Genomic DNA, 25,088 nt, shown 5'->3' with positions numbered 1-25,088 from the left:
CCCTCCAGAAATGGAGGGCTGCTTTTTTTTGCCATTTGAAGAAGAAACGCCTATGCTAGCCATTATGGAATGGTTACAAGTTTTTATCCTCAGTGTGGTTCAAGGCATTACAGAGTTTTTGCCAATCTCTAGCAGTGCACACCTTATCGTGGTGCCTGAAATAACTGGATGGTTAGAGCAAGGTATTCTTTTTGATCTCTCTGTGCACCTTGGAACACTTGGCGCAGTGATGCTCTATTTCAAATCAGATACGCTGCGTATGCTTAGCGGTATAAAGCATACTCTATTGGGTAAGCTCTCTCATGATAACAGTAAACTCTTCATTAAACTCTCTATTGCGACTATCCCTCTTCTTATTTGTGCTGCCCTTCTAAAAGATCTCATTGAGCAAGACCTCCGCGGTATTTTGCCCATTGCTCTCGCAAGCATTGGTTTTGGCGTATTGCTTTGGATTGCAGATAAAAAGAAAAGTGATAAAACAGATATCTCTCATAAAGATGCTTTTGTTTTTGGCCTCTTCCAAGCAGTTGCCCTCATTCCAGGAACATCAAGAAGTGGTATCACAATGACAGCAGGTCGTTTCCTCGGTCTTTCACGTACAGAAAGCGCGCACTTCTCTATGCTTATGGCGATTCCTGTGATTGGTGTCCTTACAACGCTTGCCATTTTAAGTGCTATAACAAGTGATGGATTGGTTAGCAATCATGCTGAGTCCTCTCACCTTATTGCAGGTGCTGTGCTTTCCTTCATCACAGCTTACATTGCTATTGGCCTTCTCATGCGATTTGTAAACCGTATTGGTTTCCTGCCATTTGTGCTCTACCGCATCACACTTGGAATTTTTCTCCTCGGCTGGCTTTATTTGTAGTAGCATACATGTATGCAAAAAGAACTTACACACACTATCGCGCCAGGGGCGCCTCGTCTGCCGTCTAATCCTTTTCGGTTTGTAACGTATTTCTTGGGCCAATATAAATGGTTCCTATTTATCATGATTTTCTTAGAAGTTGGCCAAGCCGCTTGCGGTATTCTTTTGCCATATGCCATCAAGACTATTATTGATACAGCAACGGCTCTAGATGGCCAGATGGCTGGCACCATGTGGGAAACATTTAAAGACCCAATCACGCTCTTTATTGGCCTTAACATTGGTGTACTTCTCTTTAGCCGTACAAGTGGTACGGTGCTTGTTATTCTTGCCCCAGCACTACGTAAACGTGTTCGTGCAACCCTTTACCATTACTTGCAAAACCATTCACAACGTTACTTTATGGGTAACTTTGCTGGTGCTCTAGCAAACCGCGTTGCTGAAGTCTCTATGAGTGTAAACCACCTGCTTTGGACCATCATGTTTGATTTCCTACCTATCACAATTACGTTCGCAGTTTCACTTACGCTACTTTATGGCGCACATGAATCTCTCGCGGTCGCCCTTGCCAGCTGGATCTCTGTTTACATTTTTGTATCATTTATCCTTGCCAGCAAATGCCGCAAATACGCCAAAGATTTTGCCTCTGCCCGCAGTGCGGTGAGCGGTAAAATTGTAGATGCTGTCACCAACATCATGAACACACGTATGTTTGCGCACATGGGTTACGAGCGTAAAAACCTTGATGAACACCTCACATACGAAGTAAAGATGGCCCGTCGCCAATTCTGGTTTATGGAAATCATGCGTTGGTTCCAGTTTACCGCAGCTCTTGGCCTTATGATCCTGATGATGCTAACAGCCCTGAATGTTTGGACAAAAGGCGAAATTACTGTTGGTGAGTTTGCCATGGTCATGAGCCTTGCCCTCATGCTTATTGAACAAGCACGTGGCCTTGCACGCCGCTTCCTTGAATTCTTTGAATACCTTGGAAACATCAACGACGGCGTAAATATTATTGTTCAACCGCACGAAGTTATAGATACACAAGAAGCAAAAGCCATGACAGTTACAAAAGGTGAAATTGACTTTGATGATGTGTGCTTCTCTTACACAGATGGCCAAAAAGTCTTTAATTGCCTAAATGTTAAAATCCCTGCAGGTCAAAAAGTCGGTCTGGTTGGGTTTTCTGGCGCAGGTAAGAGTACCTTTGTTAACCTGATTCTTCGCTTCTTTGAAGCAAACAGTGGTGCGGTTAAAATTGATGGACAAAATGTGAGCACTCACACGCAAGATAGTTTGCGTGAAGGTATTGCGATGATTCCTCAAGACCCTATCCTCTTCCACCGCTCGCTGATGGAAAATATTCGTTACGGCCGCCTAGATGCGACAGACGAAGAAGTGATTGAAGCTGCAAAGCTTGCTAAAGCCCATGACTTTATTGAGCGAACGCCTGAAGGTTACAATGCCCTTGTAGGTGAGCGTGGCATTAAACTCTCTGGTGGCCAAAGGCAGCGTATTGCCATTGCTCGTGCCTTCATTAGAAACGCACCTGTCCTGATTATGGATGAAGCCACATCAAGCCTTGATAGTGTGACAGAGAAAGATATCCAAGATAGCCTCAATACCCTCATGGAAGATAAAACGGTTGTGGTAGTTGCTCACCGTCTTTCAACTATTGCCAACATGGATCGTATCCTTGTGTTTGATAATGGTGAGATTATTGAAGATGGTTCTCATAAAGAACTCCTGAACAAAAAAGGCCATTACGCTAAGCTTTGGAGCATGCAAGCGGGCGGTTTTTTACCAGAATAACCTAGACGTTTTTAGCGGTTTTTGTTAAGTTCCCAGAACTTATTACATCTCTTCCGTTCTTTTTCTAGGAGTTCTACATGAACAAACAACTTACGAAAACTCAAGTTGATGCTCTCATCAGCTCTGTAGAGTTCTATGCGGAAACCTTTAATGGCGACATTGAAGGAGAATACGTAGACACCTTGTACAAAACCAAAAATTTCAAAGATTTTGGCCCTGTACTTGGCAGCTTTCTGACCTCTTTGGAGGAAAACCCTTTCATAGGTCTGCAATTCAACTTTGCTCCTAAAGTTCGTTATAACTTTCACGGCGACCTTCTTGAAGGCAGTAGCCTGCAGCTCTACCTTGACGAGGAAGACTCCGTCACACTGGATTTTGTGATCTTTGATAACGGCATGCGTATGTTGACGTTTAGCCACGGCGGCCTAACACTTGTCAACAACCTCCTGTGGGGGCGCTTGCACCTGACAGAGTTCACAACAATTCGTGATAACGTTCTGCCCAATGCAGCCGAAATCGTCAGCAAGATGATTGATGCTTTCTCTGTTCGCAGTGAAATTGAGAAAATCAAAACGTTTGCATCCCTCACTTGGAAAAAAGAGGGCGTGAGCAACAAAGTTCTCAGCGACATCAAAAGCATCTGCGCTTTTGTTGATATGGCCTACCCAGGTGCAAAAGCCGAAGAAGCTGCAGGAAGCATGCTGCCTAACGGCCTTGAAAACACCGAACTCCTTGATGTCAAAATTGCTGATTTCCTTTGTGATACCGTCAGTGAAGCCATTGAGGATGAAGGTGCAAGCATCTATGTTGTTGAGAGTGAAGCCCATGGCTTTTTTGGATGCTCTCTCAGCCAAGCGATTGCAGAGTGGACAGTTGGAAAGTCCAAGAAAGATAACCTGTTTGTGGATGTTTATTCTGGTACTCCCGTTTCAGACGCAGCACTGATCATTTACTCCAATGAACGCCAAATGGCACATGTGGAGCTGCATGCGAATCACTACGACTCTATGCACCCGCTCATCTATGATGTCAACGGCTTGATCAATACCATCACGGTCGCTGCTAACGGCAACATAACAGCTGAAATTCACATGCTTGAAGATGTGATCCATATCACTGAAAACTTCCTGGATTACTTCGTATTTGAAGGCACCATGTGTGAACACCAAACCCGAGGGCTGCTTCGTGCTCTGAATGAGTACAAAAACAGTCTGGTAGACAGCTAAATCGAACTCCCGAGAAAGCCTGCGCATTTGCGCGGGCTTTTTCTTGCCTTTCCCCTTGAAAAACCTCAAAAGAGTCCCTAAACTCCAGAAACAAACTTATTGTGTCACACAAGAAAGAAATATTTGAAATGAGTGTAAACATTGTAGAATGCCACGGTGACCTACCTGATGGCGTAGTTTTTAATAATGGCATTGCAGCTGTCGATACAGAGACGCTTGGCCTGAACATTAAGCGTGACCGCCTTTGCCTTGTTCAAGTAGGTGATGGTGAAGGTAACGTATGGCTCATTAAGTTTGATGGCACAAACTACGATGCACCAAACCTAAAAGCTCTTCTTCAAAACCCTAAAATTCTAAAGATTTTCCATTACGGCCGTTTTGATATTGCCGTAATGAAGCATTACCTTGGTGTCATGACTGAAAAAGTATACTGCACCAAAATTGCTTCTAAACTTGTACGCACTTACACAGACCGCCACGGCCTTAAGGCTCTTGTTGGTCAAATTGTTGGCACAAACATGGATAAGGGCGAGCAGTGCAGCGACTGGTCAGCGCCTGAGCTTACAGAAAGCCAAAAGCATTACGCTGCAAGTGACGTGATTTACCTTCACCAGCTTAAAATTTACTTTGATGAAAAACTCAAAGAGCTTGATCGTGTTGAACTGGCCGATGCGTCATTTAACTATCTCCCTGTGCGCGCTCAACTCGACCTTGGTGGTTGGGAAGAAGCAGATATTTTCTCGCACCGTTAATTTAAAGTATTGAGAGTCACATTATGAACGTCGTTGCCCTTAAACAATCTTCTGAAGTTTCACTGGACGAAGCGAAGCGTGTCCTAAACGAAGAAGCACAAGCCCTTACACACCTTGCAGACATGCTAGATGACAGTTTTAAAAAAGCTGTTGAATGTCTTGAAAACCTAAAAGGTCGTGTGGTGATTACTGGTATTGGTAAATCTGGCCATGTTGGTAACAAAATGGCTGCAACATTTGCCAGCACAGGTACACCTTGTTTCTTTGTTCACCCAGCTGAAGCCAGCCATGGTGACCTTGGTATGATTACAGAAGAAGATGCTGTTATTGCGCTTAGCAATAGCGGCGAAACAAAAGAACTCAGTGATATGATTCATTACTGCAAGCGTTACAGTGTGCCTCTTATTTGCATGGTCAGTAAGCCTGAGTCTACACTGGCTAAAGCCTCTGATATTATCCTCAACACACATATTAGCGGCGAAGCTTGCCCTGTTGGTAAGGCACCGAGCACATCAACAACAGCGACAATGGCACTCGGTGACGCTCTAGCGATTACTGTGATGCACCGCAAAGGTTTTGAAGCTGAAGATTTCCATAAGTTCCACCCTGGTGGAAAACTTGGTAGCCAAATGCTTTCTGTACGCGACATTATGGCGACAGGTAAAGATCTACCTCTTGTTGATGAAAACACATCTATGGCAGACGCTCTGCTTGAGATGACAGAAAAGAACCTTGGCGGTGTAGGTATCATTGATACAACTGGCACTCTGAAAGGTATGATTACAGATGGTGATTTGAAACGTCACATGGGTGAAGGCCTTCTTGAAAAGACTGTTGAAGATGTTATGACACCTTCACCAATCACAATTTCGGATGAAGCCCTTGCTGTTGAAGCTGTAAAGCTGATGACGTCTCCACCAAACAAAACAGCTATTTTTGTTGTGGACAGCGAGAACAAGGTTAAAGGCCTGATTCACATTCACCACTGCCTACAAGCTGGCGTTATCTAAGTTAGGATACTTCCGTGAACAACCGTATTTGGTTTATTAAAGTTGCACTTATTGGCCTTGCAGGCCTTGCAACTGTGCTGCTGTTCACAACGGGTGGTAATGATGATATTGAGCGCATTCAGTTTGATCCTGCTGCCGAAAAACGCTCTTTCACCTCAGATGATATCCAAGAAGCCGTAGGGGAAACTAAAATGATGTCTCCTCGCTATACAGGTGAGGATGCTGATGGCCGCTCATGGGATATCCAAGCGGAAAGTGCGACTCACACAGAAGATGAAAACCAAAGCGATATTGGCCTACAAGCCATTAAAGCGCTTCTTTCTCTTTCAACCGGTGGCCATATTGAAATTGATGCAAGGTCAGGCCACTTCAACCCTATTACACAAGACATTGCTCTAACAGGTAGCGTTGCTGTTCTTGGTTATGGCTATACTCTTAAAACAGAAGGCATCACTGGCAATATTAAAGATAGAGAAATTGAAACGGTTGGCCCTCTGAGTATGAGCGGTATTGGTATGTCCCTACTTTCTGACCAGCTTATTGCCAGCAATCACGGCAAAGAAATCGAACTTCGTAACATCCAAGTCACGATTGACCCCTCTCTTTGGGATATGAAAAAAGGAGGCTTTATTAAAAAATGAAAACAATCTTAGCCCTAACTTTACTCCTCAGCTTGCCTACAACTCTTCACGCTGAAGAAAAAGGCCTTACAAAAGAAAAGATCAATATTGAAGCGGATAAACTTCACGTTTCTCAAACCTATAAAGTTGCCAATTTCACAGGTAACGTCAAGATTTCACAAGGCAGAATCACAATTGGTGCTGATCATATTAAGGCGCATTTTGATGGAGACGAGAATGATTTCCGCTCTATTGTTGCTGAGGGTAACGTAACAATTCTTTATGATGAGACGACAGCTTCAGGTAAAAAAGCTATCTATAACCCAACATCATCTGTTATAACCCTTACTGGTGACGTTGTGCTGCTTCAGGGACAAAACGCCTTGAAAGGAAGCGCACTCTCCTATAACTTAGAGACAGGGGACATCAATCTAAAAGGAACAGAGTCTGGACGCGTTAAAGGCTCTTTTACACTCGGGGAATAATGAACAAAAAAGCACAACCATCACAAACTGATGCAGGTCTTGTAGCGAGAGGCCTCAAAAAAGTTATCAAAAAGCGTACAATTCTTAACGATGTATCGCTACATGTCAGCCGTGGTGAAGTTGTAGCCCTCCTAGGCCCTAACGGCGCAGGTAAAACATCTACGTTTTATGCTGTTGCAGGTCTTAACACTGTTGATTCTGGTGAAATTACGATGGACAGCAAGGACGTAACAGACTGGCCTGTTTATAAACGTGCCCGTCAAGGTCTTGGTTACCTTCCTCAAGAACCATCTATTTTTAGAGGCATGAGCGTTGAAGATAACATTCGCGCCATTCTTCAAGTCATGAGCAAAGATAAGGTTTGGGTTCAAAACCGCCTTGAACAACTCCTACAAGATTTTGGCCTTGGTCGCATTCGTCATGCACCAGCTGTTGCCTTGTCGGGTGGTGAGCGTCGTCGGGTTGAAATTGCCCGCGGCCTTGCATCTAACCCAACATATATTCTCCTTGATGAACCTTTTGCGGGGATCGATCCAATTGCCATTGGTGATATTCGAGCGCTTGTGTCTGATCTGAAAACACGTGGTATTGGTGTTCTCATTACCGATCATAACGTACGCGAAACGCTCAGCATTGTAGATCGTGCGTATATTCTTCATGAAGGCCGTGTGATTATGGAAGGCACACCTGAAGACATCGTAAACAACGAAAGTGTACGTAAAGTCTACCTTGGTGAGGACTTTAAGCTTTCTTAGCTTTACCGAATTATTCAAGAATACATTTAAGCCCTAAAAAGGGCGCTATGGGATGAAAATTTATTTTTAGAAGAGTGTAAAGTATAAGCAAAGCGTACTTAAGCGATGAGAAAACTAAATAATCGCCCATATAAAGTATTGATTGGATAATTCGTACTGTCAGGAGAGCCGCTTATGATTGATTTTCTGACAATATGCAAAAAATATGCCAAACATGTCAGGAAAAACCTCCTCTTAACCCCTTGATTTTCGTAAGTTGTGATTTTTTAAGCACAATTCCCTTGGCTATCTTCCCATAGAATATAGAGCACTGCGCCTCTTTAGCGTATAATACAATCAAATAGGGGAAGAATCATGGCACTTACACAGAAGCTAGATATCAAACTTGGCCAAGGCCTGGTTATGACGCCGCAATTGCAGATGGCAATTAAGCTTTTGCAGATGCCTATGGTTGACCTGAACGAGTTTATTGATTCAGAAATTCTCGAAAATCCTTTCCTTCAAAAAGATGATGGCGTGACAGAAGTTGAGTCTTCTGCTGAGTTTGAAACAAAAACAACTGACACAGCAGATCACCTTGAAAACACCTCTATGAGCGATAATGATGAGAGCCTTGCGCTTGATCACTCATGGGACAACATGTATGAAAGCCCAAGTATGGGAGCAAGTTCTTCTGGTGGATCTTTTAATGATACAGATGATAGCTACTGGGAAAATACAGCTACAAAAGAGCTTACACTTAAGGATCACCTGACAACACAACTTGGTGAAGCCGTAAACGATCCTGTTCAACTCTTTATCGGACACTACCTGATTGATGCCATTGACGATGCTGGCTACTTGCAAGCAGATGCCAAACAAATGGCAGAACGCCTCAAATTAAAAGAACACCAGATCACTCAGGTTCTTTCTATGATCCAAACATTTGAGCCAGCTGGCGTAGGCGCAAGAAGCCTTGCAGAGTGCCTGAAGCTTCAACTTGTAAGCGAAGGCCTCTACAGTGAAGCCCATGATGTTATCCTTGATAACCTTGAAGTTTTGGCCCGCAAAGAATTTGGTAAACTTGCCAAAATGGCAGGGGTTTCTCATGATCAAATTGAAGAACTCATTGCTTCGATTACAACACTCAACCCTAAACCAGGCCTGAAATACGGCAGCGATAACGCTTCAAATGTCATCCCAGATGTGATTATTCGTAAGAACGAAAAAGGTGAATGGATGCAAGAGCTTAATGCTGAAGCGATGCCTAAGGTTCTTGTCAATGGTGGATTCTCAACAAAGAACACTGAAGAAAAACAATTTATTAACGAACGCATGAGCCGTGCCCAATGGCTCATGAAAAGCCTAGAGCAACGCGCGCGTACAATCCATAAGGTGGCAGGCGCTATTCTAGAAAAACAAAAAGATTTCTTCGAGTTTGGTCCTGAGTACCTTCAGCCCCTCACCCTTAAAGATGTTGCTGAACTTGTTGATGTTCACGAGTCTACAGTTTCACGTGTGACAAACGGCAAGTACATGCAAACACCAATGGGTGTATTTGAGCTCAAATACTTTTTCTCAAGCGCAATCAACACAACAGGTGGCCAAGTTGGCGTGGCTTCTGAAAGTGTGAAACAAATGATTAAGCGCCTAATTGATAATGAAGACGCACGCAAACCTCTCAGCGATGAGAAGCTTGTGGGCATGCTAAAACGCGAAGGTGTCGACGTCGCTCGTCGTACCGTTGCCAAGTACCGTGAAGCGATGAACATTCCATCGACAACGGGGCGCCGCATCCGTTTCTAAAAAATCAGCAAATTAAATAGGTAAACATCCCCTTAAAAGTAAGGCTTTTTAAGGATGTTTTCTGTATGCAATTTTTGTTGGTTTTTAAGGAAAAAATATTGGTGCACCACCCCATAAATCTTTAGATGGGGCACAAGCTGCGCTATACTAATTTTAGTAAAATAAAAAACAAAGGGAGAGTAGCAAATGAAGCTATCTATCGCAGGACTACACGTTGACACAGGTGACACACTCAAAGCACATATTGAGGAAAAACTCTCTCAACTGACGAACATTTTCAGCCAAATTCATGAAGCTGATGTGAGTCTTAAAAAAGATGGTCACAAATTTGTGTCTGAAATTACGCTTTTTGCAAGCGGACTTAACATGCGCGCAGCAGGTGAAGGCGCAGACCTTTACCTTGCAACAGACGATGCATGCAGCAAACTGCTCAAACAAATTGATAAGTACAAAGGTCGCATGAACAAGCACCTGAACCGTCGTATGGAGAAAAACGAACGTCTGGTTGCTATTGAAGAGCAGGCACAAGCCATCTCTCTACGTCACCAAACAGTTGAAGAGTCTTCTCTAGAAGATTTCCCAGATGACATGTTTGCTGAGTTTATGCCAAAGATTGAGCATAAAGATGTACGTAATATTCAAACCCTTACAGTGGACGAAGCTGTGATGCAGATGGACTTGCTTCACACAAACTTCTTCATCTTCCAAAACCCGAAATCAGGTGACCTCAACGTAGTTTACCGTGAGCCATCTGGCACGATTGGGTGGGTTGAGCCACACAGGGAAGGTACAGAACAGCTTCAGGCTGCTGGCTAAACCGAAAAAATATTGTGTGCGGGGTTTTTACCCCGCATACTTTTTGATAGGGATAAAAATTTGATAGGGATAAAAAGAAGAAAAAGATCATATGACTCAAAAACGTATCGTGATTGTGACAGGCCTGTCTGGTGCTGGTAAGTCTGAGGCACTTAAATGCCTTGAGGATATGGGCTTTGAATGTATTGATAATATGCCCCTCTCCCTCATGGCCCCACTCCTTTCTGATCAATCAGCTCTGCCAGACAAACTGGCCCTTGGCGTTGATGTTCGCACAAGAGAGCTGGAAACACATGCAAGCACTTTTGCAGAAGAGCTAGATCATCTTAAAGATATTAAAGTTGATATTCTGTATCTCACAGCTTCACCTGCTGAACTTCTTAAACGCTTTTCAACAAACCGTCGCCGCCACCCACTCGCTATGGGACGCCCTATTGATGAAAGCCTTGCCCTAGAAGAAACTCTCCTTGCCCCTCTCAAAGATAAAGCTACGTTCTCTATTGATACCTCTGGTTTTACACCAGCAAACTTCTGGAGTGTTCTTGAAGCACAGTTTGATGATACACAACACACCCATATGCAAGTGTTTGTGACCAGCTTCGGGTTTAAGCATGGCATGCCCACTATGGCGGACATGGTCTTTGATGTAAGACACCTAAAAAACCCCCATTGGGAACCCAGCCTTAAGCCATACACAGGCGAAAGCGAAAAGGTGCGCTCTTACGTAAAAACTGACGATAACTTTACCCCAACAGCTGATCGTATTTTAGACCTCCTGGCATTCCAGCTTCCTATCTTTGAAACACTAGACCGCCCTTATGCAACTGTCGCTATTGGCTGCACTGGTGGAGCTCACCGTAGTGTCACAATGGCCATGAATGTTGAAGAGGCTCTTAAAGAAAAAGGCTTCCGTGTCACCCTAAGACATAGAGATATTGATAAACATAAACACGACGCTCCTAAGGCTTCCCATAAGAACGCGTCATAAACAAAAATAGAAAGAGAAAACGCATGGCGAAACAAGGCGATTTTGCAATGAGCCCTACGGAGAAGAAGCTCGCAGAACCACTGATGAACCTTCTTGCTCCAGAAAACACAAAAGGCCGTAAAGAGCTAGTCATCAATACTCCTGGCGAGGCTATTTACGAAACCTTTGCCGGTGATTGGGAGCGTATTGAAACGCCAGAGCTAACTCAAGCTGCACTTCTTGATATTCTTCGCTTGTTTGCTGACCGTTACAACGAAAGTTATAACGTTAAAAACCCTATTCTATCATTCCGCCTCCCGGGAGGTCACCGTGCACAGGTTGTTGCTGGTGAACAAAACCAGATGGGTTTCTCTATGGCGATTCGTCTTTTCAACGAGCGTGAGTTCACCATTGATGATTACATGCTTAGTGAAAAAGATAAAAAAGACATTATTGATGCCGTACAGAACCACAAGACACTTCTGATCTCTGGGGGTACAGGCTCAGGTAAAACATCTTTCATGAACGTGATCTTACAGTATGTGCCTAAAGAAGAACGTGTTCTGACTCTAGAGGATGTTCGAGAACTTAAAGTTCCTCTACATAACTGGGTTGCTCTAACATTTAGCAGTGGTGAGAAAAAAGATAATGCTCCTGACATTAACGCCCTTCTTAACGCTGCACTCCGTATGCGTCCAGACCGAATCCTGCTTGGTGAGATTCGTAAAGAGAACGCTTTCACATTCTGTAGTGCCATTAACACGGGTCACGCAGGTTCTATGGCAACCATTCACGCCAACGACCCTAAGAGTGCCATTGATGCCGTTATTAACCGTGTCCTTCTTAATGGTGACACAATGGAATCTGCCATTAACGTTTTACGCCGCCAGTTGGTGAGCGATATTTACGGTGTAATCCAGCTCAACCGCGTTAAAGGTGGTGTCCGTGGTTACTTCCAATGCCTTGCTGAAGAAGGTGACCTTGAAAAGTATGATGGTGAAGATGGTGTTGCGGAACCTTTTGCAGACCACAGCGCCGAACACGAAGAAGAAAATGGTCACAGTACAGAACAGCCAGCAGCACAACCTGCTCCTGTCACACCTGTAGAGAGGCCACAAGAAAAACCAGCCACAATGTCTGGAGCTGACCTCCTTAAAACTCTGACAAATAAATAGTTTAAAAGCTGATTTATACTTGATAAGCCACCCTACTCTGTTAGGGTGGTTTTGATTTATATCTTTATTCTTTCCTTTTGGAGGTTATCATGACCACATTATTTATCATTCTTGCACTTTGTGCTGCGATCTACGCATTCTTTGTATGGGCTGGCATTAAAACCATAAAATTTGGTGCAAAATACATTACCGACCCAAACATCATCAAAGAAGACGATGAGGAATTCACTCAACTCAAAAAAGCTCTTGAACAAAAGGAAGGGCGCGAGCTGTCTCAAGAAGAGGTTCTTGAAATGCTCAAAGATATGCTGAAAGAAGTTGAAACAAAGCTTCAGCCTCGACTGCAAAAAGCCCTTGCTGTGATTGGCCTGCTGATTTTTTGTGCCTTTCTCTTTTAATCGATATTTAAAGCCCCGCAGTTTGCGGGGCTTTGCTTATACGGCTGCTTTTGTTACAGTGCCTCTATGCATATTAACACCCTTAAACTCACAACATTTAGAAACTTTGAAAGTTTGGACCTTCAAACAGAAGGGAAATCCCATGTTGTGTTGTACGGGGAAAACGGTGCCGGCAAAACAAACATCTTAGAAGCCCTCTCTCTTCTTTCACCAGGCTTTGGTATCCATAAAGCCAAACGCGCTGAACAAGTCCAAGATGGTTCCCTCTCTTGGGGCCTATACAGTGAACTTACAGGTGGGGAAGAATCTTTCTCTCTCGGCATGTCCTATGATGGCAAAGACCGTAAGATTATGCTGGACGGAGATATTGTAGAGCATCAAACAGACCTCACACGGCTCGGCCATATTGTTTGGTTTACTCCAAGGTATGATCGCCTCTTCCATGATGGCGCTGCGCCAAGACGTGATTTCTTTGATCGCCTCGTTTTTGGACTTTACCCAAACCATGGTGCGCTTATCAACCGTTACAAAACCCACATTAAAAATCGTCTTAAACTTCTTAAAGAAAACGCAGACAGCGATTGGATTGGCGCTGAAGAGCACATGGCGAGCGAGCTTGCTTACCAGATTGCTATCAACCGTAAGAATTACTTTGAGGCCCTTGCTGAAACTCTCTCTCTTGTAGAACTCGAACTTGAATGTCCACTCCATAAATTTATTCTAGAAGGTATGGGTGCTACAGATATTGCCAGCAAATGGCAAAGCCACAGAAAGCGTGACAGCATTTACCAAAGCACACACTTTGGCACACACCGCACAGATGTGGTTGGCACATTCCTACCAGCAGGTAACAGGCTCAACCGCACCTCGACAGGGCAGCACAAAAAAGCACTGCTTGATGTGCTTCTAGCTCACGCGGAGCTCCTCCATAAACAAAAAGGTAACGCACCCCTTATTCTACTTGATGAGTTTGTTGCACACCTTGATGCAGAGAATAAAAACATGATGCTCGAAGCCCTCACAAAATACGGTGCGCAAATCTGGATGACAGGGACTGAAAAAGCCGCTTTTGAGAACATTTCCGACGCCCTTTTCTGCAAAGTTGAGAACGGCACCCTCACTCTTGACTAATTTTTAGGCAAAACCTCTGTTTTTCCGTCTCTTTTTTGCTTTTTTAAAAGCGAATTTTAGCCGTTTGTGCTATATTTTTAGCCTATGTAAATCTTCAATAGGTTTAAGGAAAAAAGAACAATGACAGATATGGCGACAGCGATGACAGATACACCACAAGTTCCAGTAGATAACCCAGATTACGGCGCAGACTCGATTAAGGTCCTAAAAGGCCTTGATGCCGTACGTAAACGCCCAGGAATGTACATTGGTGACACAGACGACGGTAGTGGTCTTCACCACATGGTTTACGAGGTTGTTGATAACGCCATTGATGAAGCCCTAGCTGGCCACTGTGATGACATTGTTGTCTCTCTTAACGCTGATGGCGGCGTATCAGTCAGCGATAACGGTCGTGGTATTCCAACAGACATGCACCCAGAAGAAGGCGTAAGTGCGGCAGAGGTAATTATGACGCAGCTCCACGCGGGTGGTAAGTTTGATAACAACTCATACAAAGTTTCAGGTGGTCTACACGGGGTTGGTGTCTCTGTTGTAAACGCCCTTTCTGATTTCCTATACCTAGACATTAACCGTGGTGGCAAAAAATGGCACCAAGAGTACAACATGGGTGAAGCAGCCTTCCCTCTTAAAGAAGTTGGTACAACGGACGAGACTGGTACTAAAGTTACCTTTATCCCATCTGATAAAATTTTTACAACGACTGAGTTCTCATTTGAAACGCTCGAAAAGCGTCTGCGTGAGCTCTCATTCCTAAACTCAGGTGTTAAAATCCGCCTTCAGGATCACCGTGAAGAAGAAATGAAAGAAGTTGTTCTTCACTACGAAGGTGGCTTGATTGAGTTCGTAAAACACCTAGACCGTAACCGTAACGCCCTTGTTGAAGCTCCAATTTACATGGAAGGCGAAAAGGACGGCGTTGGTGTTGAAATTTCACTTCAGTGGAACGATGGTTACCAAGAGAACGTATTCCCGTTCACAAACAACATTCCACAGCGTGATGGTGGTACGCACCTACAAGGTTTCCGTGCTGCGCTGACACGTATCATTAACGGTTATGCAAACTCATCTGGCCTTATGAAAAAGAGCAAAGTTTCTCTAAGCGGTGAAGACTCTCGTGAAGGTCTTACATGCGTACTGAGTGTTAAAGTTCCAGACCCTAAATTTAGCTCTCAAACAAAAGACAAGCTTGTTTCAAGTGAAGTACGTGGTGTTGTTGAGAACGTTGTTGGTGAAAAGCTTGCAGAGTTCTTTGAAGAGAACCCTGACTTTGCGAAAGCTGTTGTTCAAAAAGTTGTAGAGAGTGCCTCTGCACGTGAAGCGGCGCGTAAAGCCCGTGAAATGACACGTCGTAAGAGTGCCCTTGATGTTGCAAACCTTCCAGGTAAACTTGCAGACTGTTCGTCTCGTAAGCCTGAGAAATGTGAAATCTACATTGTCGAGGGGGACAGTGCCGGTGGTACAGCCAAGCAAGGCCGTGACCGTAGCTTCCAAGCGATCCTTCCTCTACGTGGTAAAATTCTTAACGTTGAGCGTGTACGTTTTGACCGTATGCTCCAGAACGAAGAAATTGGTACGCTTGTTAAAGCGATGGGTACAAGTATTGGTAAAGACGAGTTTGATATTGAAAAACTCCGTTACCATAAGATTGTCATCATGACCGATGCCGACGTCGATGGTGCGCACATTCGTACGCTTCTTCTTACATTCTTCTACCGTAACCTTCCGGACCTTGTTGAAGCTGGCCACCTATTTATTGCCCAGCCTCCTCTATACCGTGTGGCTAAAGGTAAGAGCGTGGTTTACATTAAGGATGATGAAGAGCTTCAAGAATACCTCTCAACACTGGCTCTAGACAGTGCTGTGCTAACGCTTGCAAATGGTGAACAACGTAGTGGTGCTGACCTAACAGATACGTTCCACACATGTCAGAAGATCTCTGGTTACGTAAACACGATCCAAAACAGTGTCCGTTACGGCCTGACTAAAAACTTCACATACAGCCTCATTAAAGCTGGTGTTGAAGCAAACAGCCTGAAGACACAAGCTGATGCTGAAAAGCTTAAAGGAAAGCTTGTAGATATCCTTAACGAGACAGAAGCAAGCAATGAGCAATGGAGCCTAGTGGTTCAAGCCTTTGAAGTGGATGGTTTCCAAATTGTATGTTCTCGCCAGAAAGAAGGTCTTACAGAGACAGTTACACTGACACCAAACCACCTAGACCGCACAAGCATGCGTGGCCTTATTAAGATGAAGGACGAAGTTCTGACTCTACTTGGTGAAGGAAACTACACATACAAATCAACTGAGAACCCTATTACAACGCCTGATGAGTTTGTAAGCACTGTTCTTGCCAAAGGCCGTGAAGGTATGAACCTACAGCGCTATAAGGGTCTTGGTGAGATGAACGCTGACCAACTTTGGGAAACAACACTCAACCCTGACAACCGTTCACTACTACAAGTAACGATTGACGATGTCATGAAGGCAGATGAAACCTTCACAATGCTCATGGGTGACGTTGTAGAACCTCGTCGTGACTTCATTCAGGACAACGCCCTGAACGTAAAGAACCTAGACGTATAATCCCTTACGCCTACAAAAGAAAGCGCCCTTTACGGGCGCTTCTCTTTATCTAATCATCTAGTTTAACTTATAGATGTCCCGGCCTTCTGGCTTCTTCTTATCTGTGTTTTCACGACGCTTCGTTGTTGTGAAAAGACGTGGAGGTTCAGTATAAACGTGACCACCAGCTGCAACACAACGGCGTGGGAAGGTGTTAATCAAAGCCTGCCCCTTCTCTAAACAATCATCAAAGTTATTAATCAGAAGCGCTTCTAGCGTTGGTTTTTCATTTACTTCAAGGAAGATATCACCATCAGCAAGCAAACACTGGCGTGGGTATGTCTCAATAATAGGATTACCTAGGCGTAAGCACTGCTCAAACGCATAAATAGGGAGAACTTTTGCTGCAACATCTTGGAGCTCAAATACATCTGTTGTACTCCACACCCAGTATTCAAAGTAACGGCCAAGATCACGGAAAAGAATATCGCCAAAGTCATTCTTCACAAGCTCGTTATAAAGTGTAATCGTTTCAAGTTTACCGCCATCATAATCAAAGAATTCTATCTCAAGGCCACGATACTCTTTTACTTTACCATGCACAGCCAAAACAGGATCACGATCAATATCGCCACGAGCCATGTCTTTTAACCATGTAAAAAGAATCGGCTTTTGAGGCTGCGGCACATCCCACGTATAAGAAGGAAAGTTCTCCCCCTCAAAAAGAACGCGAATTGTAATTTTAGATGTTTCCTGAGCCGTTTTATCAACCAACTCTTCATCTAAGCTAATTTGAGCGGCAGCGCTAAAGTTCCAAACAAGGTTAACTGCTAAGATGCTAAATAGGATTCTTTTCATGTGTCTCAAACTCTCTTACCTGATCAAACAGAATATCAATAAGATCTTCTGCCTTTATATACCCTCTAATCACACTATGTACACCTTCCACAAGTGGAAGGTTGAGGCTTAGACGGCTCGCAAGCGCTAAACTCTTCTCCACAGTCGCAATCCCTTCAATTGTAGCACCAACTTCAGCAACGGCTTTATCCTTATCTGCATATTTAGCGAGGGCTACACCAAATTGCGTATTCCGTGATTGCAGAGATGTCGCAGTTAGAAGAAGATCCCCTACACCAGAAAACCCAAGAAGGGTTTCTCTTTTTCCTTTAAGAGCTTCAACAACCATGCTCATTTCTCTAAGGCCCATCGTCAAGAGCGCCGCAGAAGCGTTGTCCCCATAACCTAAACCTTTTACAAGGCCTGCAAGAATAGCAAATACGTTCTTCATGGCGCCAGCAACCTGCACACCAATAATATCTGTTGTGTAATACAGTCTAAATTTACGACCAGAAAATAAAGAGCCTACTGAAAGCAGGTTCTTTTTATCTGTGCAGGCAAGTGACACGCAAGTTGGTTGTCCATCAATAATTTCCTTTGCAAAGCCAGGGCCTGAAAGCACAAGAAGCTGTTCTTCTGGAACACCGTGCCTTTTCCATAGATCTGTCAGAAAATCTCCACGTTCATTAGCAAACCCTTTAGAACAGAGAACAACCTTCTGTCCTTCATTTAAAAGCGGTGCCAATTGTAAAGCGATAGATCTGTTTGCCGCACAAGGCACCACAGATAAAATGACATCCACATCACGAATCGCATCTGACATGTCAGTACTTAATGATAGAAGACGTGGAAGGCTAAGATCATCATATAGGCCGGTAAACTTACCATTTGAGGACCATGTTAAAAACACATCCCTATCTCTACCATATAAATTTACATGATGACCTGAAAGCGCAAGCTCATGGGCAAGTGCAACACCAAATTGCCCAGCTCCAATCACAGCAACTTTCATTAGGCATATCTCCAGTTCATATCTTCTAATGGCCAACGTGGCTTTACAGCAGCTTCTGAGTCTTCAGCACCAAGCAGTGCGCGCACACCCGCTGTATAGGCAATCATCTCCGCATTATCTGTACAAAGCTTAAGCGGAGGCGCGATAAATTTAGCTTCATTATTTTGACACACTGTATCAAGCGCTGCACGAATTGTTTTATTTGCCGCAACACCACCAGCAACCACACAAGCATTGTGGCCTGTTTCTTTAAGAGCTTTTTTAAGCTTATGTGCAAATAGGTCAGCGACTGTTTGTTGGAAAGACGCGCAGATATCAGTCTTTACTTCCTCTGTCATATCTACAGAGTCAATCAATTGACGCACAGCTGTCTTCAAACCAGAAAATGAAAAATCCAGACCATTATGGAGCATTGGTTTTGGTAACTCGTAAGCTTCAGGGTTGCCATTCATGGCAAGCTTTTCAATTTCAGGGCCTCCCGGATATGGAAGATTCAACATTTGAGCAACTTTATCAAAGCACTCTCCTACAGAGTCATCCACAGTCTTACCAATAAGCTCATACTCACCAATACCCTTTACCGAAACAAATTGGCAATGCCCACCAGAAACAAGAAGTACCAAATAAGGAGGCTGGCGTTCATCTGTTAAGCCAACAGTAAGCACATGCCCCTCAATATGGTTTATACCTGAAAAAGGCACACCCAAACCAAAGGCATAGTTTTTTGCATAGACGCTTCCAACCAAAAGCCCACCCACAAGACCAGGTGAAACTGTTGCTGCCACTCTAGAAATTGTATTCAACTCAACACTCGCAGATTGAATACAATTCTTAACTAACCCTGAGAGGGCTTCATAGTGCTCCCTTGATGCAACTTCTGGTATAACGCCCCCATATGCGCGATGGGTATCAATTTGACTCAGAACATTGCTTGAGATCACCGAACTTGTGAATACACCTTCATCACTTATTGATACATCAACAAGTGCAACTGCGGTTTCATCACATGAACTCTCAATAGCAAGAATACGCTCTGTCTTCATTTAAACTATTTTTCTTTCTTTATACGGGCACAACCCATGGTCATATTTCGCCAAAACTGTAAGTAAATAAACACTCACCTAAATTAAGTCGTTCATTATATTTGACATTTAGGGCAGTAGAACGTGCTCCTTTGGTTTAAAACTACCTTGTTTATAGGGCTTTTACAAGTCTTACATGGCTCCCCTTCACGCCCATATACCTTAAAGGAGTGTTGAAAATAACCAAGTGACCCATCTGCCTGAACATAGTCCTTCAAAGTAGAGCCACCTGCTTCAATGGCATCCTTTAAAGTCTCTACAATGCATGTATGCAATGTATCCATCTGAGCCTGTGTTAAACTTCCTGCAGGTATCCTTGGGTCTAACCCAGCAGCAAACAAAGACTCACTTGCATAGATATTACCGACCCCAACAACCACCCTTGGTTGCATAATAGCTGTTTTTATCGCTAAACGGCTATTTTGTAGGGTTTTATAGAAGTAATCTTTTGTAAAACAATTACCTAGAGGCTCAGGGCCTAAGGTTTTCATATAATGGCTGTCATCAAGAGCCTTTTCATCAACTAAGTCCACCATACCAAAGCGCCTTGGATCATTATAAATGGCAACTTGCTCATTCCCAAAATAGAACACTATATGGTCATGCTTTTGTTTTGTATGCGATTTTTCACTTCCAAACAGTATACGGCCACTCATTCCAAGGTGGATAATGATAATACGCCCACTCTCCAAATAAATAAGTACGTATTTAGAGCGGCGTTTAAATGCTTTAACTTTTTCATTTTTAATGCTTTTAAGTTCAACAGGAACCTCCCAACGAAGTTTAGGAATATGTACAGCAACCCTATCTAGGGTTTTTCCTAACATCTCTTTTTCCATACCGCGCATAACGGTTTCTACTTCAGGCAGCTCTGGCATCCATTAAACTCTTTCATTAAAGGTTGCATACAAACACAAATCTCTTTATAACACAAGGCATGCTACATGACTCTAAAACGATTATCGCACTTGCTACTGCCCCTCTTGCCGCAGGGGTTGCTATTCTACGTCTTTCAGGCCCACACGCCCTTGATGCCTTAAATAAGGTCAGTGTTACAAGTAGCCTTAAACCAAGGCATGCTCATTACTGTACACTTAAAGATGATTCAGGCGAAGAAATTGACCAAGTTCTTGTGCTTGCTTTTAAAGGTCCAAACTCCTTTACAGGTGAAGATGTTGTTGAAATTCACTGTCATGGTGGTATGGCTGTTATTGAAAAAATTATGACAACGCTGTGTGCGCATGAACATGTTCGTCCTGCAGTTCAGGGTGAATTTAGCCGTCGTGCTTTTATGAACGGAAAAATGAGTCTCCTGCAAGCTGAAGGTATTGCAGATATTGTTGCCAGTGAAACAGAAGCTCAACGTAAACAAGCTCTCACCCAACTTAAGGGAGAAAGCACATCTCTATTTGAAGGCTGGCGCTCAGATATCCTACATATGCTGGCTCACGTTGAAGCAGCTATTGATTTTCCAGATGAGGAAATTGATGTTTTAGAAGATGCAGGCGTGAGACAAAAAATTGAAGCCATGCACAACACACTCACTTCAGCCCTAAATAATAACTTTGGTGAGCGTGTGCGTGACGGGTTTACCCTCAGTATTGTCGGGAAGCCTAATGCTGGTAAATCTACACTCCTTAACCTTCTGACAGGTGAGGACACTGCTATTGTTAGCCCTATTGCAGGAACAACGCGCGACGTGGTTGAGAAAAGACTTAACATTGGCGGGTTCCCTGTAACGATTGCAGATACCGCAGGTATTCGTGAAACAGAAGATGTGATTGAAAAAATCGGTGTTGAAAAAGCAGAAGCGCGTATCTCTTCAGCGGATCTGATTATTGCGGTTATTGCTGCAGATGATATGGACCTCTCTGTTTTGGATAAAGTTCCAGAACACAAAAAAGATAAACTCCTTACTGTCTTCTCTAAGAAAGATCAATCAGGTGATGTCACTTTACCTGAAACAGGTGTTTCCATTTTTGAAAACCTTACTGAAAAAACTGCACTGACTGTCATTCTTAAAGAACTTGAAGTTATGATTCAAAAAGAGTATGGCGCCCATATGAATAGCCAACTCATTACCAGGGAACGTCACAGAAAGGCTGCTGAGCTTGCAGTTTCTCACCTTGATCGCGCCCTTTCAGTTTTGCAAAACGCTTCTGATGCGCGTTACAGCTTGAGCGATCTCATCGCACAAGACTTACGTGAGGCGGCACACTCTATTGGAGATATTACAGGGAAAACTGGTAGTGAGGACGTGCTAGACGTGGTCTTCTCAAGCTTCTGTATTGGTAAGTAAGCTTATCAGTTTCCTCACATGCTCTTTGGTTTCATCCATAGAACACTCTGTCGGAATGACATAATCCGCTCGATCTCTAAACTGATCTGCTGTGAGTTGACGTGAGGTAATAAACTGCCACCACTCTTCTGACATACCGCCACGGTCAAAAGCACGCTTTTTACGCTCCTCTTCATCCGCACAAATAGTCACAACAATCTTTTCACACAAGAGCTCTGTAGGGTAACCAATCAGTAATGGCACATCTAAAATAACGAGATCATTTTTTGTATCTACATCTTTAAGGGCTTTTGCATAATAATCTCTGACAATTGGATGAAGGTTATCCTCAAGAGCGTCAAGAATAGTAGAATCTTTTAAAATTTTACTTCGGATTTTTTCCCTATCAAATGCACCGCTTTCTAACACACAGTCTTCGCCAACAATGGCTTTGGTCTTCTCATACCCATCAGAACCAATCATTTGGTTAGCTCTTACTTGAGCATCTGCATCTAACACAATAGCACCAAACTCTTTCAAAATACGTGCAACTGTACTCTTACCACTTGCAATACCACCTGTTAACCCAACAATCATGATGCAACCAGCTCCACATGTTTTTCTTCCATGAGCCAATTAATAAGGGCGTTGACTGGTAAGCCTTGAATCGTATAAGGGTCTCCATCAATAGAATGCACAAGGTAACATCCAGTGCCTTCAAGCTTGCAACTTCCGCAGCAATACAGGGCTTCTGGCTCCATTTGCAAATATGAAAGCGCCTCTGTTTCGGTGAATTTTCGCATTTGAACTCTTGGGGTTTCTACATGAGACCATACTGTCTGTGAGCTCTTTTGAATGATTGCAGCGGTATGAAGCTCAACCACTTTGCCAGAGAGCTCCATAAGCTGCTCTACACCCTCTTCTAAAGATTTAGGTTTACTATAAACCTTACCTTCACATACCGCCATTTGATCACTTGAGATTACATAAGTATCTGGGTGATTTTTACTCAAAGTTTGGCCTTTGTAGGCTCCTAAAGCCAATGCCTGTTCAGGGAAAGGAAGATGCCTCACCTTACCTTTAATATCGTTTTCTTCATCCAATGGTTTCTCAAAAGAACAAGGCAGTTTCACTTCCTCTAGCATGCGCCTGCGAAAAATAGAGGTAGACGCCATCATAAGAGGGATATTCAGCTGAATTTTAGCCATTGTTTAACTCCTCAACCATACTGAGCTTCTCTTTCATCACCCAACCTTTACGGCCATCCACTTTAACCTTACATAGAATAGGGTTACATTGAAGCAAATAAGCAATAACACCTGGCTCAAGGTAATTTAAAACCGTTACACCATCTGGCTTTCTAAACAGTCTTGCTGGTTCTGCTCCTTGTACAGTCACAGTACGTGTTGATGAAAGAAGCCCTTTATAGACCCAACCCTGCTCACCATCTTCGTCTTCAATTTGGCGCCATGAATCGTAGTCTGCAATAATTTTGACGGGGTATCCAGAGCGACGATACACCCAAAGAATAGGAAACTGTGTACCGGGGCCTGTACGCACATTGACTTCTGAGCTTCTTAGGCTGGCATAACGCGGCAAAGGGCGCCCTTCAGAAAAGGACGGTACAACATATAAAAAACATAAGAAAAGGATCCCTAATACCCGCATTCTTTAACTATGCAGGAAAAGGCCTATCCTGTATAGGGGCGATAGCGGTAACCTAGAGATTCAGCAACGTGCTGTGGGCCAATTGCGTCACACCCTTCAAGGTCAGCAATGGTTCTCGCCACACGGACAATTCTATGGAAGCTTCTAGCAGAAACCGCAAATTTTTCATGAGCTTTGTTTAAGAGAGTAAGCCCTTGCTGACATAATGGCATATAATGCTCAACATCTCCGGCCCCTACTTCTGCGTTACAACTATAACCATTTTCCTTGTAGCGCTCCTCTTGGCGGTGCCTTGCACGTAAAACACGCGCTTTTATAGTCTCTGTAGGCTCTTCTTTGCTTCCTGCCGTAAGTGCGTCAATGGGTACAGCCTCCACACCAACATGAAGATCAATACGATCCATAAGAGGTCCTGAAAGTTTACCTCTGTAAGACTCAATTTGGCGCGGAGAACAGCGACATACTTGCGTATCATCTCCCATATACCCACAAGGGCAAGGGTTCATGGCAGCAATAAACTGGAAGGATGCTGGATAAGTCACATGATGATTAGCACGAGATACTGTAATCTCTTTACTCTCTAAAGGCTGCCTCAATGTTTCAAGTACGTTTCGTGGAAACTCAGGAAGCTCATCCAGGAAAAGCACACCTTTATGCGCAAGAGACATTTCACCAGGTAGTGCTTTATGCCCACCCCCACTGAGTGCAACAGCCGAAGCACTATGGTGCGGAGACCTATACGGGCGTTTTAAATTCAAACCACCTGTTAACTGTCCTGCAATACTATGAATCATAGATGTTTCAAGAACATCTTCTGTTTTCATATTTGGAAGAAGAGCTGGGAAACGGCTTGCCATCATGCTTTTACCAGACCCGGGAGGCCCACACATAAGCAGGTTATGCCCACCTGCTGCTGCTATTTCCATAGCACGCTTAGCAGCATATTGGCCTTTCACATCACTGAAGTTGTCTTGAATTTTAATATCTTGAGTTGAGATACTCTGTGGCACCAAAGGCTGTAAAGGCGCCTCACCTGAAACATGGCTTAAAAACTCTGTTAAATTACGTACAGGCATCACAGCAACATCTTCACACCATGCCCCTTCAGGTGCATTCACTGCAGGTACAAACACTTGCTCAATATCATTTTGCATGGCATGGAGCACAGCTGGAAGAACACCTGGCACCGGGTGAAGCGTACCATCTAAGCCAAGTTCACCCATATAAAGAGCTTGCCGAGCCATATCTAACGGTACAATTTTAAGAGCGGTAAGAAGACCTACAGCAATAGCAAAATCATAATGACTCCCAGATTTATGGGCATGTGCAGGCGTAAGGTTTACGGTAATACGTTTAGCTGGCAGCGCAACACCACAACTATAAAAGGCTGCACGAATACGGTCTTTTGATTCTTTAACGGCATTATCTGGTAAACCAACCACTTGAAAACTTGAAAGACCTGGCGCAATTTGAACCTCCACCTCTACAGATGAAGCTTGAATACCTTCTAAACTGATTGTTTGAATTTTTGCAACCATGGCCTGCATTATGTTCATTTTGTCTGTTTATAGCAAGACAAAAGAAAAAAGCCGCATAACTGCGGCTTTCTCTTATTCGTTTTAGCTTTAAGAAGCTTGTGCTGTGTCAATCATAAGTTGACCATCTTTCACGTTAATGGCTTCTTTCAAGCTTTCAGACCATTTGTCATCTGCAAGCATCAACACATATGGTGTAATCGCATGTGACAGCGCTTCACTGGCTGTAAGCTGTGCGGCAGCTGGCATATTGGTAATAGCAGAATGAATCACACCATGCTCAACATAATACGGCGCCTCATGGCTGG

25 protein-coding genes are annotated in these 25,088 nt (G+C 43.7%); 16 read left to right on the top strand and 9 right to left on the bottom strand.

What is annotated here, in order from left to right; translation table 11 throughout:
* Window positions 1-64: 64 nt before the first annotated feature.
* The 15 genes from VX730_09250 to gyrB all read left to right on the top strand — a co-directional run bounded on the left by VX730_09250 (window position 65) and on the right by gyrB (window position 16,389).
* Window positions 65-868: an undecaprenyl-diphosphate phosphatase gene (locus tag VX730_09250; protein ID MEC9292574.1), complete on the top strand. Its 804-nt coding sequence runs from the start codon at window positions 65-67 to the stop codon at window positions 866-868.
* A gap of 123 nt (window positions 869-991) precedes the next feature.
* Window positions 992-2,683 (top strand): ABC transporter ATP-binding protein, encoded by a 1,692-nt coding sequence (locus VX730_09245; protein MEC9292573.1) that lies wholly within the window; start codon window positions 992-994, stop codon window positions 2,681-2,683.
* Window positions 2,684-2,760: 77 nt separating this feature from the next.
* Complete coding sequence (locus VX730_09240; protein ID MEC9292572.1) at window positions 2,761-3,909, top strand: hypothetical protein; 1,149 nt, start codon at window positions 2,761-2,763, stop codon at window positions 3,907-3,909.
* Between the two features lie 128 nt (window positions 3,910-4,037).
* Window positions 4,038-4,661, top strand: a complete 624-nt coding sequence (locus tag VX730_09235) for a ribonuclease D (GenBank protein ID MEC9292571.1) — start codon at window positions 4,038-4,040, stop codon at window positions 4,659-4,661.
* Between the two features lie 23 nt (window positions 4,662-4,684).
* Window positions 4,685-5,671: a KpsF/GutQ family sugar-phosphate isomerase gene (locus VX730_09230; protein ID MEC9292570.1), complete on the top strand. Its 987-nt coding sequence runs from the start codon at window positions 4,685-4,687 to the stop codon at window positions 5,669-5,671.
* A gap of 14 nt (window positions 5,672-5,685) precedes the next feature.
* The gene (gene lptC / locus VX730_09225; GenBank protein ID MEC9292569.1) at window positions 5,686-6,312 is read left to right on the top strand and encodes an LPS export ABC transporter periplasmic protein LptC; all 627 of its coding nucleotides are present in this window, start codon (window positions 5,686-5,688) and stop codon (window positions 6,310-6,312) included.
* Window positions 6,309-6,776, top strand: coding sequence for a lipopolysaccharide transport periplasmic protein LptA (gene lptA / locus VX730_09220; protein ID MEC9292568.1), 468 nt, complete (start codon window positions 6,309-6,311; stop codon window positions 6,774-6,776). The genes lptC and lptA overlap by 4 nt, the downstream gene beginning before the upstream one ends.
* Window positions 6,776-7,531 (top strand): LPS export ABC transporter ATP-binding protein, encoded by a 756-nt coding sequence (gene lptB, locus VX730_09215; protein ID MEC9292567.1) that lies wholly within the window; start codon window positions 6,776-6,778, stop codon window positions 7,529-7,531. The genes lptA and lptB overlap by 1 nt, the downstream gene beginning before the upstream one ends.
* 354 nt (window positions 7,532-7,885) lie before the next feature.
* Window positions 7,886-9,316, top strand: coding sequence for an RNA polymerase factor sigma-54 (gene rpoN / locus VX730_09210; protein ID MEC9292566.1), 1,431 nt, complete (start codon window positions 7,886-7,888; stop codon window positions 9,314-9,316).
* A 186-nt stretch (window positions 9,317-9,502) separates the two neighbouring features.
* Window positions 9,503-10,132, top strand: a complete 630-nt coding sequence (raiA, locus tag VX730_09205; protein ID MEC9292565.1) for a ribosome-associated translation inhibitor RaiA — start codon at window positions 9,503-9,505, stop codon at window positions 10,130-10,132.
* A gap of 91 nt (window positions 10,133-10,223) precedes the next feature.
* The gene (gene rapZ, locus VX730_09200; protein MEC9292564.1) at window positions 10,224-11,120 is read left to right on the top strand and encodes an RNase adapter RapZ; all 897 of its coding nucleotides are present in this window, start codon (window positions 10,224-10,226) and stop codon (window positions 11,118-11,120) included.
* 23 nt (window positions 11,121-11,143) lie between these two features.
* Entirely contained in the window at window positions 11,144-12,274 is a 1,131-nt protein-coding gene (locus tag VX730_09195) for an ATPase, T2SS/T4P/T4SS family (GenBank protein ID MEC9292563.1), read from the top strand.
* A gap of 89 nt (window positions 12,275-12,363) precedes the next feature.
* A complete protein-coding gene (locus tag VX730_09190; GenBank protein MEC9292562.1) occupies window positions 12,364-12,672 on the top strand; it encodes a hypothetical protein in 309 nt (102 codons plus the stop codon).
* Between the two features lie 66 nt (window positions 12,673-12,738).
* Window positions 12,739-13,803 carry an AAA family ATPase gene (locus tag VX730_09185; GenBank protein MEC9292561.1) on the top strand — a complete coding sequence of 355 codons (1,065 nt, stop codon included), beginning with the start codon at window positions 12,739-12,741 and terminating at the stop codon, window positions 13,801-13,803.
* A gap of 129 nt (window positions 13,804-13,932) precedes the next feature.
* The gene (gene gyrB, locus VX730_09180) at window positions 13,933-16,389 is read left to right on the top strand and encodes a DNA topoisomerase (ATP-hydrolyzing) subunit B (GenBank protein ID MEC9292560.1); all 2,457 of its coding nucleotides are present in this window, start codon (window positions 13,933-13,935) and stop codon (window positions 16,387-16,389) included.
* Window positions 16,390-16,446: 57 nt separating this feature from the next.
* On the opposite strand, the gene VX730_09175 is transcribed toward gyrB, so the two are convergent.
* From VX730_09175 to mutM, 4 genes are all read right to left on the bottom strand, one after another.
* Window positions 16,447-17,226: a hypothetical protein gene (locus tag VX730_09175; protein ID MEC9292559.1), complete on the bottom strand. Its 780-nt coding sequence runs from the start codon at window positions 17,224-17,226 to the stop codon at window positions 16,447-16,449.
* Window positions 17,207-18,217, bottom strand: coding sequence for an NAD(P)H-dependent glycerol-3-phosphate dehydrogenase (locus VX730_09170; GenBank protein MEC9292558.1), 1,011 nt, complete (start codon window positions 18,215-18,217; stop codon window positions 17,207-17,209). Before VX730_09170 ends, VX730_09175 begins: the two co-directional genes overlap by 20 nt.
* Window positions 18,217-19,260 carry a tRNA (adenosine(37)-N6)-threonylcarbamoyltransferase complex transferase subunit TsaD gene (tsaD, locus tag VX730_09165; protein ID MEC9292557.1) on the bottom strand — a complete coding sequence of 348 codons (1,044 nt, stop codon included), beginning with the start codon at window positions 19,258-19,260 and terminating at the stop codon, window positions 18,217-18,219. Before tsaD ends, VX730_09170 begins: the two co-directional genes overlap by 1 nt.
* Before the next feature lie 95 nt (window positions 19,261-19,355).
* Window positions 19,356-20,177, bottom strand: coding sequence for a bifunctional DNA-formamidopyrimidine glycosylase/DNA-(apurinic or apyrimidinic site) lyase (gene mutM, locus VX730_09160; protein ID MEC9292556.1), 822 nt, complete (start codon window positions 20,175-20,177; stop codon window positions 19,356-19,358).
* A 59-nt stretch (window positions 20,178-20,236) separates the two neighbouring features.
* Between mutM and mnmE the strand changes: the two genes are divergently transcribed.
* Window positions 20,237-21,598 carry a tRNA uridine-5-carboxymethylaminomethyl(34) synthesis GTPase MnmE gene (gene mnmE, locus VX730_09155; GenBank protein ID MEC9292555.1) on the top strand — a complete coding sequence of 454 codons (1,362 nt, stop codon included), beginning with the start codon at window positions 20,237-20,239 and terminating at the stop codon, window positions 21,596-21,598.
* Here the strand turns inward: mnmE and coaE are convergent.
* The 5 genes from coaE to VX730_09130 all read right to left on the bottom strand — a co-directional run.
* Entirely contained in the window at window positions 21,575-22,174 is a 600-nt protein-coding gene (coaE, locus tag VX730_09150) for a dephospho-CoA kinase (protein ID MEC9292554.1), read from the bottom strand. The genes mnmE and coaE overlap by 24 nt on opposite strands.
* On the bottom strand, window positions 22,171-22,785 hold the full coding sequence (locus VX730_09145; GenBank protein MEC9292553.1) for a Maf family protein: 615 nt from the start codon (window positions 22,783-22,785) through the stop codon (window positions 22,171-22,173). Before VX730_09145 ends, coaE begins: the two co-directional genes overlap by 4 nt.
* Entirely contained in the window at window positions 22,778-23,176 is a 399-nt protein-coding gene (locus VX730_09140; GenBank protein MEC9292552.1) for an SH3 domain-containing protein, read from the bottom strand. Before VX730_09140 ends, VX730_09145 begins: the two co-directional genes overlap by 8 nt.
* 92 nt (window positions 23,177-23,268) lie before the next feature.
* The gene (locus VX730_09135) at window positions 23,269-24,801 is read right to left on the bottom strand and encodes a YifB family Mg chelatase-like AAA ATPase (protein ID MEC9292551.1); all 1,533 of its coding nucleotides are present in this window, start codon (window positions 24,799-24,801) and stop codon (window positions 23,269-23,271) included.
* Window positions 24,802-24,870: 69 nt separating this feature from the next.
* A partial coding sequence (locus tag VX730_09130) for an alanine dehydrogenase (GenBank protein MEC9292550.1) occupies window positions 24,871-25,088 on the bottom strand: 218 nt, incomplete at its 5' end.

It is taken from the genome of Pseudomonadota bacterium (assembly GCA_036141575.1).
Lineage (GTDB): Bacteria > Pseudomonadota > Alphaproteobacteria > UBA2136 > JAPKEQ01 > JAPKEQ01.
Note: the sequence above shows the minus strand (reverse complement) of the source record. Positions and strands in the feature narration are given on the sequence as shown.

What these genes read in the sequence shown, in the direction of transcription:
- VX730_09250 (MEC9292574.1), top strand. Translation starts at nt 65, where the DNA reads ATGGAATGGTTACAAGTTTTTATCCTCAGTGTGGTTCAAGGCATTACA.
- VX730_09245 (MEC9292573.1), top strand. Translation starts at nt 992, where the DNA reads ATGATTTTCTTAGAAGTTGGCCAAGCCGCTTGCGGTATTCTTTTGCCA.
- VX730_09240 (MEC9292572.1), top strand. Translation starts at nt 2,761, where the DNA reads ATGAACAAACAACTTACGAAAACTCAAGTTGATGCTCTCATCAGCTCT.
- VX730_09235 (MEC9292571.1), top strand. Translation starts at nt 4,038, where the DNA reads ATGAGTGTAAACATTGTAGAATGCCACGGTGACCTACCTGATGGCGTA.
- VX730_09230 (MEC9292570.1), top strand. Translation starts at nt 4,685, where the DNA reads ATGAACGTCGTTGCCCTTAAACAATCTTCTGAAGTTTCACTGGACGAA.
- lptA (MEC9292568.1), top strand. Translation starts at nt 6,309, where the DNA reads ATGAAAACAATCTTAGCCCTAACTTTACTCCTCAGCTTGCCTACAACT.
- lptB (MEC9292567.1), top strand. Translation starts at nt 6,776, where the DNA reads ATGAACAAAAAAGCACAACCATCACAAACTGATGCAGGTCTTGTAGCG.
- rpoN (MEC9292566.1), top strand. Translation starts at nt 7,886, where the DNA reads ATGGCACTTACACAGAAGCTAGATATCAAACTTGGCCAAGGCCTGGTT.
- raiA (MEC9292565.1), top strand. Translation starts at nt 9,503, where the DNA reads ATGAAGCTATCTATCGCAGGACTACACGTTGACACAGGTGACACACTC.
- rapZ (MEC9292564.1), top strand. Translation starts at nt 10,224, where the DNA reads ATGACTCAAAAACGTATCGTGATTGTGACAGGCCTGTCTGGTGCTGGT.
- VX730_09195 (MEC9292563.1), top strand. Translation starts at nt 11,144, where the DNA reads ATGGCGAAACAAGGCGATTTTGCAATGAGCCCTACGGAGAAGAAGCTC.
- VX730_09190 (MEC9292562.1), top strand. Translation starts at nt 12,364, where the DNA reads ATGACCACATTATTTATCATTCTTGCACTTTGTGCTGCGATCTACGCA.
- VX730_09185 (MEC9292561.1), top strand. Translation starts at nt 12,739, where the DNA reads ATGCATATTAACACCCTTAAACTCACAACATTTAGAAACTTTGAAAGT.
- gyrB (MEC9292560.1), top strand. Translation starts at nt 13,933, where the DNA reads ATGGCGACAGCGATGACAGATACACCACAAGTTCCAGTAGATAACCCA.
- VX730_09175 (MEC9292559.1), bottom strand. Translation starts at nt 17,226, where the DNA reads ATGAAAAGAATCCTATTTAGCATCTTAGCAGTTAACCTTGTTTGGAAC.
- VX730_09170 (MEC9292558.1), bottom strand. Translation starts at nt 18,217, where the DNA reads ATGAAAGTTGCTGTGATTGGAGCTGGGCAATTTGGTGTTGCACTTGCC.
- tsaD (MEC9292557.1), bottom strand. Translation starts at nt 19,260, where the DNA reads ATGAAGACAGAGCGTATTCTTGCTATTGAGAGTTCATGTGATGAAACC.
- mutM (MEC9292556.1), bottom strand. Translation starts at nt 20,177, where the DNA reads ATGCCAGAGCTGCCTGAAGTAGAAACCGTTATGCGCGGTATGGAAAAA.
- mnmE (MEC9292555.1), top strand. Translation starts at nt 20,237, where the DNA reads ATGCTACATGACTCTAAAACGATTATCGCACTTGCTACTGCCCCTCTT.
- coaE (MEC9292554.1), bottom strand. Translation starts at nt 22,174, where the DNA reads ATGATTGTTGGGTTAACAGGTGGTATTGCAAGTGGTAAGAGTACAGTT.
- VX730_09145 (MEC9292553.1), bottom strand. Translation starts at nt 22,785, where the DNA reads ATGGCTAAAATTCAGCTGAATATCCCTCTTATGATGGCGTCTACCTCT.
- VX730_09135 (MEC9292551.1), bottom strand. Translation starts at nt 24,801, where the DNA reads ATGAACATAATGCAGGCCATGGTTGCAAAAATTCAAACAATCAGTTTA.